At 34.4% G+C, this 11,388-nt stretch carries 9 protein-coding genes; 2 read left to right on the top strand and 7 right to left on the bottom strand.

Features of this window, described 5'->3' with window-relative positions; all coding sequences use genetic code 11:
• The 4 genes from cas5fv to cas1f all read right to left on the bottom strand — a co-directional run.
• On the bottom strand, nt 1-725 hold a 725-nt coding region (cas5fv, locus tag BZK14_RS00620), incomplete at its 3' end, for a type I-Fv CRISPR-associated protein Cas5fv (protein ID WP_077924680.1).
• 9 nt (nt 726-734) lie between these two features.
• Nucleotides 735-1,727: a type I-Fv CRISPR-associated protein Cas7fv gene (cas7fv, locus tag BZK14_RS00615; protein WP_077924679.1), complete on the bottom strand. Its 993-nt coding sequence runs from the start codon at nt 1,725-1,727 to the stop codon at nt 735-737.
• A 10-nt stretch (nt 1,728-1,737) separates the two neighbouring features.
• A complete protein-coding gene (locus BZK14_RS00610; protein WP_077924678.1) occupies nt 1,738-4,674 on the bottom strand; it encodes a CRISPR-associated endonuclease Cas3'' in 2,937 nt (978 codons plus the stop codon).
• Complete coding sequence (gene cas1f / locus BZK14_RS00605) at nt 4,671-5,642, bottom strand: type I-F CRISPR-associated endonuclease Cas1f (protein WP_077924677.1); 972 nt, start codon at nt 5,640-5,642, stop codon at nt 4,671-4,673. Before cas1f ends, BZK14_RS00610 begins: the two co-directional genes overlap by 4 nt.
• A gap of 160 nt (nt 5,643-5,802) precedes the next feature.
• Between cas1f and BZK14_RS13065 the strand changes: the two genes are divergently transcribed.
• A protein-coding gene (locus BZK14_RS13065) for an IS3 family transposase (protein ID WP_425445324.1) occupies nt 5,803-7,160 on the top strand; the annotation gives its coding sequence in 2 pieces (ribosomal slippage) (nt 5,803-6,319 and nt 6,319-7,160; 1,359 coding nt in all).
• Between the two features lie 189 nt (nt 7,161-7,349).
• Here the strand turns inward: BZK14_RS13065 and BZK14_RS00590 are convergent.
• From BZK14_RS00590 to BZK14_RS00580, 3 genes are all read right to left on the bottom strand, one after another.
• Nucleotides 7,350-7,871, bottom strand: a complete 522-nt coding sequence (locus BZK14_RS00590; protein WP_077924674.1) for a hypothetical protein — start codon at nt 7,869-7,871, stop codon at nt 7,350-7,352.
• 193 nt (nt 7,872-8,064) lie between these two features.
• Nucleotides 8,065-8,445, bottom strand: coding sequence for a hemerythrin domain-containing protein (locus BZK14_RS00585; RefSeq protein WP_077924673.1), 381 nt, complete (start codon nt 8,443-8,445; stop codon nt 8,065-8,067).
• A gap of 2 nt (nt 8,446-8,447) precedes the next feature.
• Nucleotides 8,448-10,103: a formate--tetrahydrofolate ligase gene (locus BZK14_RS00580; protein ID WP_077924672.1), complete on the bottom strand. Its 1,656-nt coding sequence runs from the start codon at nt 10,101-10,103 to the stop codon at nt 8,448-8,450.
• A 367-nt stretch (nt 10,104-10,470) separates the two neighbouring features.
• Between BZK14_RS00580 and BZK14_RS00575 the strand changes: the two genes are divergently transcribed.
• Nucleotides 10,471-11,388 (top strand): cytochrome ubiquinol oxidase subunit I (locus tag BZK14_RS00575; protein WP_077924671.1); only part of this gene is annotated, 918 nt, incomplete at its 3' end.

The following is an 11,388-nucleotide window of genomic DNA, read 5'->3' as shown; positions in this document are numbered from 1 at the left end:
TTAGTCATAACTTCAGATAAATCATACTTCTGATTTAAATATGCTAACTGAATATAAAGTGCAGCTGTATAAAAGCTAACTGGTGTAAATAATCCTTTCGTAGATAACTTAAAATCAACATCAGGAAATATGCTTTGTACCTTGTGATAAGCACGTTCATTATCACCTTCAAGTTCTATAGTTTTAATACCATTCAACTCTTCTAATTGATTAATTACAATAATAGGATCTAAATTCATAGGTACAGAATTTAAATCTAAATGATTATCCAAAATAAATCTAACTACATTCTCTAAAGATAAAAAAAGAACTCCCCACAATTGCTGAGAAAACTCACTATTAAAAGCAGCATCTTTAGCTTTAATCATTCCAGTAAAAGCATTTTGATCTGTACTACCTGAAATATTTCTTAAAAAGATCATTTCTTCTTCCGAAGAATATATCTGATCTTTAATATCTGAATCTTTTAAAGTTGCTTCAATATTTTTAAAGTAATAATTTTGATCACTTCTTGCTTGATATAACTTTCGTTGATCACCAATCAAACGGTTCAAAATCCCCATTACAGTATCTTTTGTAATTTGATGTTGTTTGAAATTACCATCTTTTTTTAATTCCGTCATAGAAGCAATAAATTTCCGCCCATTTTTAGGCAAGGCTTCATTATTGGAACCATCTAAAAAAGAGTTTCTCCATGAGGATTCGTAATCAATAATGATTTGCATAAATCCTCCTTATTTTTCCTCAAAATAAACTGCATACTCGCTTTGTGGCTCTGAATTAACTTCATCGGGATTTCGTTTAATGCGCATCATTTTATTACTATCGTTATAATCCACTTCCAAGCTATCAACATACATATAACCTTTTGCTTGTCTAATAGATAAATCCTGAATCATTCTCAAAGTTTCTTTCACTAAAATATCGATCGCAGTATTATCTAATAAAATTCCAACTTCACCTTCTTCAAAAATTGTACCTTTACGAACATAGTTTTTATGAAAAATTGCTTTAGGCGTACGAGATGGATCTAATGATTGAATAAATACTGCAACTTGCTCTGCAATTTTTTCACCTTCGCCTTCTTTGATAATCATAGATGCTCGATCAAATTTTTTATCTAATGAAATAAACTCTAACTGTTCAATACTGATTGATCCATAAGCTTCATACTCAGTATCACCAAAAGTTGTTTTTGAAAAAATAGAGTTTTCACCACGTTTATAAGTTTTTTGGCCATCTTTATCTATCACTTCTTCACTGGAACTAGCATTAGATAATTGTTCAAAATTTCCATTACCCAGTTGATCAACAAAATCAGTAATTAATAATGGACTTGTACGCTTACATTGACTAGATGGCACAACATAACCGCGAACTAAACCTGTAATAGAGGCTAAAACATCTGCTAGATTTTTATCTTTCGCATAATGCAAATCATAAGATTGTTCTCTAAATAAGTGATGGCGCACACAGTTTTGACTGATATACAAAGGATTTTCATTAAAATCAATATTAGATGCTTCTTTACGGTATTGATAGCCAGTTTCTTCTTTCTTTTTACCGCTATAAGGTGTAAATCCTCGTAATTTAGGTAAGGTATGATTATCAACCGTTGTTCTTCCATCATCACCGGCTAATGTTGTTGGGCCATTCCAATTCACAACGCCATAACCAAAAGCTTTTACTTTAAAATCAACACTTTTAATACCAGTAACTTTACTCATTATTTTCTCCTTATAGATTATTTTTAAATACTTCTAATTTATCAATCGCAATCATTCCTATTGCTTGCTGATTACAAATAGCATAATAAACTGCATGGTTGTGTCTTGGTTCATTAATCTTATCTAAATCATCTTGAATATAACTTAAATATAAAGGATATTCTGCATTACATGACCCGCCTTCTAACATCTGTTTTCTCAATGTCATTTTAGTTGCAGGAATACCTTTCATAGGATGACTGGGATCAATCCTGCCATGTTTTGCAGCCAAATGATCCACAAGACCAGAATCTCTTATAATAGATAATGATTCTGTTAAATTATCATAATCACTAATATCATCAACAGGAGGATGATAAGCATATTCATTTAAAAATATTGGATTGGTATAATCTTCAAGATCTAATTTTGCTAATTGTACAAAACGGCTATCACCACGCAAAGAGTGACGACTAATCTTACTTTTCTGTTCCTGTTTTTGAGTTTTCACGATTACTCTTGGTTCAGAAACTTTATTACCGATCAAATGAATACTCTGTTTAATAGCCTTTTCTAAATCTTGTTGAGCACTGATTTTACCTATCTCTGAATCATAAAATTTTCGATATAACTCATACAATTGAGTTAACTGAAAAGTGTTATTCCCCAGCTCATTTTGCAAATAATCGTACCAAGATTTAGTTGTTTGCAAACTATTTAATGTATTTAAAAATTTTCCAGCACCCAACTGTTTACCATTTTTCACATGCTCTGTAATTGCGACTGATAAAATATTAACCGCACTATTCTTTCCAAAGCGATCTAATCTTCCCAAACGTTGAAGCATATTTTCAGGGGATGTCATTTCAGTAAGCATAGCATCAGCTGAAATATTCAATGAGGCTTGCACAATTGGCCCACTTCTCAATACATCATATTTTTGTGTTCCTTCCTTTTTAAAAGCGTCATATACTTCATTAAACAATTCTTTTTTATCACTTTTTTTAAATTTAGCATGAAAGACTATGCTATTTTCATTCTCTCTTTGGTAGATAAAGCCTAATTGTGCCGTCAAGGCTGTATTACTGATAATAAAAGTCTGATTATCATATTTTTTATAAAAAGGATTATTAACTATGCTTCCATAATCATAATCTATAAATTGTATTTGATAGTTACTATGATTAAAGGATGCCATTTCTACCACATCATCTTGTTTTAATCCTAAAATATTTTCTAGATAATAGTAATGTGGCGTTGCAGAAACCAATAAAGCTTTCTTTTGATAATCAGCATGCATATTTTTATTTGCAATTAATTCAGCAAACAGTAAATTAAAAATCTCCATTGGTAAATATTCATGATACTCATCAAATACTACATGAGCATTCATAAATGGCAACAAGCCATCTACATTGGTGTGCGTTACAATTGATCCTAGAATTTGATCAATGGTTGTAACAACAACATCTCCTGAAAAACAATCCTTCTCATCAGTTTCTTTGCCCCATTCATTTGTGTATTTAAACTCACCTGTGAAGATTTCAATATCTGCATCAGGTAAATATTCTTTCGTTAATTCTTCAAAAATCCCCTGACACACTTGTACACGCGGGCAAACCCAAATAATTTTTTCAGCTTTTTGTAATCTTGCCCACTCCAAAGCAATTCTTGTTTTACCACAACCCGCAGGACCTGCTAACACAGGTATAGATTTTTTTTGACTCAATTGAAGCGCAACATTATTTTGTAATTGAGTGCGTTCGCTCATAGGGAAAACTGTAGATGCTGCCTCTAAATGCACATTTAATAAAGATTGCTCTTCTGTTACATTCTCAATCCATTCCAATAACCTTCCTGATTGAATATATTCTGATAAATCCTCTGAACTCTTTGAAGAGACAATGCGATCAGCACTAATGATGCAGGCACGTAATAAATTATTGTAAGCATTTTTATCAATTTTATTTCTAAGCTTATCAAAACTATCTAATTCAGAATAACTTTTAAATTCAGCAAAACTTTTACCTTTAGCAGAATACTCAAAGTTTTCTAAATGCTCATTAACATTTTTCATTTCCCATAATAGTTTAGAATTCAAAATATTTGTTTCGCCATATTGATCAGCCAAATGATTGACAGATTCTAATACCACCAATATCTGAGTAGTAAAATTTTGCCACTCTTCTTCTGTAATCTGCTTTCTAAAATACTCATAAGCTTTAAATATATTGTCAAAATCATCTTTTTTCCTAAAAGGCTTCGCATGGTGCCAATAGACAATATGATTCAGTGCTTCTTTTTGAATAATATTCAAACTTTTTAATTGATCTTCAAAAAAATTAAGCAGCATCGCAGAAATTTCATTATGTCTAGGATAGTTTTCAAATGAAAACTCTTTTTTAACATCAATATGTTGACCGTCTTCACCAGTATCTTTGCGCTTATCATTTCTTACCCAATTTTGAAAATTGGGATCAATCTTACCTATATCATGCAAACAACCTGCTAAATAAGCAATATTAGCTAAATTATTTTTCTCTTCATTGTTAACAGTATTTTTAAAAAGTCTTTCAGACAAATAGCCTACTGCAAACAGATGCTCAGCTAATAATTGTAAATGTGTATTGGCATATAATTGATCTTGTTTTGCTTTCATAGTTATCACATCCGTTAATAATTCTTTTTGAGTAACATTCACCGGCACAATCCCTTCACTATTAAATTTATTACGATTCCCAACAATCCATAATAAATCACTTCTCCTTCGGGATCGAATCCAGTGGCAGCTGACTGCTGTATTTTTGCTAGCTGTTCTGCGGAGCAACTTTTTCACCATCAAAAGCCCTTCTTCTGTGATGATGGTTTGCCATACATTGTCACCAATACGATTGGCATAAGCATCCAGAACTCTTCTTGTTTTAGCGAGAGATTTTTTCTCACATTGACTTACAAAAGTAACCATCATAATGTTTCACCGCCTTCTGCCTGCCAATTTCTCAAGGCAATCCCTTTGACTTGATCAAACATAAAATCCAAACATTTATGCTCTGTGAATTTCTGTAAAACTTGCTGACGGAACTCTTGTTCCGTTGCATTTTCTTTGGCACAAATAAAAGCCCAAGGCAGCACAATGGCATCTTTAATTAAATCTGCCACATCAAAGACCAAAGCGCCTCGCCGAGTTTTACCATGCATCACAGCAAAGCCATGCGGAATGCCTAAAACCCACAATGTACAAGCTGCCAAGCCATAAGCTAAATAGTTTCCATGATTTAGAAAATTATTAGCCAGATCACTTTCACCATGATTGCGACTAAAATTCTGATAATTCGTATTAATTGCTGCAACTTTATACAGTTGCTTTGTCATCTGTGCTTCTGCCAATAACAGATCACCTACTTTAATTAACTCAGGAATTCTACGCTCAAAAAAATGAAGCGCTTGTATAATATCAAGCGCCTCAATGTTAAAACCTTCTGTTTTTAAATCTCTATCTTTTGCCCAAGTTCGGCGGATAAAATCAACTCTTGCTTGTTGAAAGCTTTTTGCAGCAACTAAGCGTTGATCATCATCAAACCAAAATCGCATCCAGCCTTGCATATATTCAGTGGGACGATATTCACTTTGTGGTGTGAGCCATTCGATCTCCGCTCCCATAAATAATGGTGTGCCGCCACCGCCACAAAATCCTACCAAAACACCTGCACTTGCCAACATTCGCATGGCAGCTTGCGTCACTGATGTGCCCGTACCCAATAAAATTACAGTTGTATTGGCAATCGGAATATTAAAATACTGATTCTCTTTTTTCGCTTCTGTGAGATATAAAACTCGGCCATCTTTTTGCATCACTCGGCAATGCTCTAAATAGAAAATGTTGGCGCGTTTACTGTGCAAAATGGCTTTTAAATCTGATCCATGCAAATAATCCATATTGACTCGCTTATCATTAATTATTAATAACAATCAAAAATATTTATTTAAGTATTAACAAAATATATTCAATAAGCAACTAAAAAACACTATATATAAAAAAACTCCACCCTTGTGAACTGCACCCCAAAAGTTGGACACAACTTTGGGGTGTTTTTATATGGCGAAGTATTCTTTTGATTTAAAATTAAAAGTTATTAAGTTTTATCAAAAAGGAAATGGATATAGCTCTACAGCTGATCATTTTAATATTGATCAATCCACCATTAAAAAGTGGGTCAAGGCCTATCAATATCATGGTCAATCAGGGATTCAGCCAAGAACAACAAAACGATTATATTCTGCTGAATTTAAACATTATGTATTGAAGTTTATGTCAGATCATTATTACTCTGCCCGCGAAGCTGCTTCATATTTTAATATTCCAGCATTTACTTCTATATTAGAATGGCAAACTCTGTTTAAAGAAGGTGGTTTGAGTGCACTTGAACCACATCAAAAAGGAAGACCTAAAAAGATGAGATTGCCCAAGAAGCCCGATAATCGCATTGAACAAGAAAAGTTGATAGACCAACTTCAAGCTGAATTAACCTATCTTCGTACGGAGAATGATGTATTAAAAAAGTTTCAGGAATTGGACGAGAAGGAAGAAGCGCTCAGGCGCAAACAATCATTGCAGAAGATCTCAAAGTAAAACACGCCTTAGCAACTTTGCTCAAAATCATGAATCTAGCCAAAAGCACTTATTACTATCATAAGGCAGTATTGGCTAAGCCTGATTCAAATGAAAGCCTTAAAGCAAGGATAACAGACCTTTTTCATGAGCATAAAGGTCGATATGGTTATCGTCGCATCACTGCGATATTACAAAAAAATTTCCCCATTAACCATAAAAAAGTTCAAAGAATCATGCGATTACTGAATCTTAAATCTTTAGTAAGACCGAAGAAATACCAATCTTATAAAGGAAAAGTTGGAAAAATAGCGAAGAATATTTTGAAGCGTAATTTTAAAGCCACAAAACCGAATCAGAAATGGGCGACTGATGTGACAGAGTTTAAAGTGAATGGTGAAAAGCTGTATTTGTCCCCGATTCTAGATCTATATAATCAAGAGATTATCAGCTATGAAATCACTAGACATCCAAAATATGAATTAGTTGGCAAAATGCTAAATAAAGCATTGGATTATTTAAAGTTGCATAAGATCGGTCGTAATCAATTGATTTTACACTCTGATCAAGGATGGCAATATCAAATGAAACAGTATCAACAATCATTAAAAGATCATAAAATTAGGCAAAGTATGTCTCGCAAGGGTAACTGTTATGATAATGCTGTGATTGAAAACTTCTTTGGTATTTTGAAATCAGAATGTTTTCATATGAAAAAATTTGAATCGGTTGATCAATTAGAGAAAGAGATTCATGAGTACATCAATTATTACAATAATGATCGAATTAAGCTCAAACTAAAAGGGCTAAGTCCGATAGAATATCGAAATCAGTCCTTGTCTTAATAATTTATAAACTGTCCAAGTTTATAGGGGCAGTTCAAAAATAAGGGCTTAATCATATACTTGGCGGAGGTAGCGGGATTCTCTAATAACCAATATCATATTGATATATAATAATTAAATTAATTTAAAAATTTATTTACCAACCAAATTACCAATAATTAATAATCCAACTATTCTATCTACTTACCATTAATCAAACATTATAAACTGTTCATGACTAAAATTATTACTATGCAAATCATCACTGGATTCTACAATCACCATTTCAATCTTATTAGGGGCAACTGGTTTAGCATTAATACGATGCCCTGCGTACAAAGTAGAAAATTCTAAATTGAGCTTATATAACGCTGAATCGCCTACCATCATCTCACCACTATATGCACGATCAGATTGTGTATAAAATAAATTAAAAATTCCATCCTCTGCCACAACACCTAATTCTTTCCAATCACTGTATGCCGCATTACGATGAATGCCTGCATGAAATTTCCTACGACGGGCTTTCCCTACATAATATAAGAATGGGACATCGCTATTACTCATTTCTTCGCGCTTATCTATAATTTTAATGCCTGAACCAGAACATAAATTTAAAATTCCCAATGCAACACCTGTTTTAGCTGTTGGCCGTGATTCATCTGAAATATCCGCATCTAATGGCGCATAAATATCTAAACATGTATCTTGATCATGAAATATGTCATTCATACGCTGATGACGTTGAGCTGTAATCTCAATAATGGAATGAGTCCATTTACATTTGAAAAGTCTCAAATAAAAGTGTCCTGTTTAGCTTGACCAGAACAGTGATAACGACTCATCTTCATCAAGCTCGGATGATTCTTCTTGTGATAGCGGTTCAAGTAGCGATGATTAAAAAAGCTCCCGAAGGAGCTTTAATTTATTGATTGCCTGTTTCCGTTTCCGCCCAATAGGCTTGAATCGCCTGAAAGAGCTCTTTTTCTTCAAATCGTGAATGGCTTGTGAGCAAAGCACCAAATGCTTTGACATCGTCCAAAGCCAACTCAGATTGATGTAAATAAGCTCTTAATTGTTTATGATCACTCTCAAATTGAGCGACCAAATTTGGGCTATTCATTTCATTCATAATGCTCAATAAATCTGTTTCTTCTTCAGCAAAATGATTCAATAACATCCCTTTAGCTTTTTTGATCTCTTTAATTAATAGCGGTAAATCATCACTATTTTTAATCAACAAACCCAACTTTAAAGCGCTATGGTGCTCTCTTGAAAACTCAATTAACCTAGGATCTCTTTTCATAATTATAACCCTACAATATTGCCATCCTCATCGATATCGATGTTACGATAGGCAGGATTCAATCCCAATCCTGGCATCGTCATCACATCGCCTAATAACACTTTAATGAATCCTGCTCCTTTTGCCAACTGTAATGTTTTTACAGGTAAAATAAATGGCGCAGGTACATTTTTAATTTTTGGATCATGACTAATGGATGCTGGCGTTTTAGCAATACAAACAGGTAAATTTCCATAACCCTCTGCTTCTAATTTTTGTAAAATTGCCATAGCTTCTGGTGAATAGTCCACTTCAGTTGCGCCATAAGTGCTCGCCACAGCGAAAATTTTCTCTTGCAGGTTCAAGTCATCACCATATAATAATTGCGCTTTCTGATCGCTCTCACAGGCTTTCACAATCTTCTCTGCTAATATACTTGCGCCTTTACCACCTTCTGCATAAGCATTACTGATCTCACAATCCACCGCACCATTTTCTAACGCAAAAGATCTGATGAATGCCAGTTCTTCCACTGTATCATTTGGAAATGCATTGATCGCAACGATCACAGGTAAACCATAGCGTTTCGCATTATGAATATGCCAGCCTAAGTTACGCGCACCACATTCTAACATCTCGATTGCAGTAGGATTGTCTGTGACACAATTTGCTTTGATGCTTTTTACTGTGCTTACAACCACAATACAAGAAGGAAAAACACCACTTGTACGTGCTTTAATATTAAAGAATTTTTCCATACCCATATCAGAGCCAAAACCTGCTTCTGTCACCACATAATCAGCTAATGACAATGCAATATCATCAGCAATGATGGAAGAGTTGCCGTGCGCAATATTTGCAAACGGGCCTGCATGTACAATAACAGGTGTATTTTCCGTTGTTTGCATTAAAGTTGGTTCGATGGCTTTTTGTAAAATCGCCGTCATTGCACCCGCAACTTCTAAATCTTCTGCTGTAATCTCCCTGCCATTCATATCATAAGCTAAGACAACTTTGCCGATGCGTTGCCTTAAATCCTGTAAATTTTTACTGAGCGCCAAAATAGCCATCAATTCAGAAGCCGCTGTGATATCAAATGCCGCTGGATGAACATTTTCTAAGTTCTCTGCCATTTTACCCACGTAAATGTCACGCAGTGCACGATCATTATGATCCACAACACGTGGCCAAACGATGGCATTTTTATCAATATTTAAACGTGGTAATCCACTTTTTTCAGTAAAGCGATCACGCAAACGATTCTCGTGAAATAGACGCGCATCTAAAGCTGCCGATGCTAAATTATGCGCTGAAGTTAATGCATGAATATCACCTGTTAAATGAAGATTCAATTGTTCCATTGGCACGACTTCTGCTTGCCCACCGCCAGCTGCCCCACCTTTTTGACCAAATACAGGCCCTAAACTTGGCTGACGAATACATGCGATTGCTTTTTCACCAATGTAATTCAAAGCTTCACTGATGCCGATTGTGGTCACAGTTTTACCTTCACCTTGTGGTGTTGGTGTTGTGCTAGTAACTAGGATGAGTTTGCCTTGTTTGGCTATAGGATCAATGCTTTTTAGGTTAATTTTGGCGGCGTATTTACCATGAGATGTTAAATAATCTGAAGAGAGATTAATTTTTGTAGCAATTTCTTCAATCGGCAGTAACTTCATTCGTTGCCCTCTGGGATAATGGAAAAATGCGCTGTTACTATAACAATATCTTAATAAAAATAAAGTTTAATAAACCTAATCAACGTCTGATTATCAAATTTAGAACGACAAAATTTAAAAATGATTTGAGTCATAAAACATATTTATTAATTTTGACTTTGTATGATAAAAATCTAAAAAGTCATTTTTATTTAAGTTTTTAAGCCAAATTTAAACATAAATTAGATAAATATTGCTCATATAAAAATATTAAATAACTAAAAAATCATATAGTTACAATAAAAGCGCTTTTTCTAAACTTAATATTTGTAAAAAATCTTTTATAATATTTTCCATTCTCACTTCCTAATCAAAAGGCAGGTCAATCATGGAACTCGATCCAATAATTATGGCCAGAATACAGTTCGCCATCAACATCACATTCCATATAATCTTCCCAAGTATCAATATCGCACTTGCTTGGATTCTCCTATTCTTCAAACTCCGCTATCAAAAAACACAAGACCCATCTTGGCTCAGTGCTTATAATTTTTGGGTGAAGATTTTCGCACTAAGCTTTGCAATCGGTGTTGTAACAGGTGTCACAATGAGTTTCCAATTTGGCACAAATTGGCCCGGCTTTATGGAAACTGTTGGCAACATTGCAGGACCATTATTAGGGTATGAAGTATTAACAGCCTTTTTCCTAGAGGCGACATTCTTAGGTGTTATGCTATTTGGTCAAAAACGTGTGTCACAACGTGTGCATAATATTTCAACAGCCTTGGTCGCCATCGGCACAACCTTCTCTGCCTTTTGGATTATTGCATTAAATTCATGGATGCAAACACCGGCTGGCTTTGAAATGATAGATGGCAAGGCTCATGTCACTAGTTGGATGGAAGTTATTTTTAACCCAAGTTTTATTGTTCGCTTAGCACATATGCTATTGGCCTCCGGCTTAACAGCAACCTTTATTGTTGCCGGTATTTCTGCATACAAAATGATGAAAGGCGATAAATCTCAAGCCACTAAAAAGGCCATGCATGTAGGCGTTATTGTTGCTGCATTTTTAATCCCTCTACAGATATTTGTGGGGGATGCTTCTGGTTTATTAGTCTTCAAACATCAGCCTGATAAATTAGCTGCTATTGAAGCGATCTGGGAAACTGAACAACCCGCAGCTTTAACATTATTTGCAATCCCTAATGCCGAAACACGCACCAATGATTTTTCAATTGCTGTACCTAATTTAGGTAGCCTAATCTTAACGCATAGTTGGGATGGTGCAATCAAAGGATTGAAT

The organism is Wohlfahrtiimonas larvae (assembly GCF_002006755.1).
Taxonomy (GTDB): domain Bacteria; phylum Pseudomonadota; class Gammaproteobacteria; order Cardiobacteriales; family Wohlfahrtiimonadaceae; genus Wohlfahrtiimonas; species Wohlfahrtiimonas larvae.
Note: the sequence above shows the minus strand (reverse complement) of the source record. Positions and strands in the feature narration are given on the sequence as shown.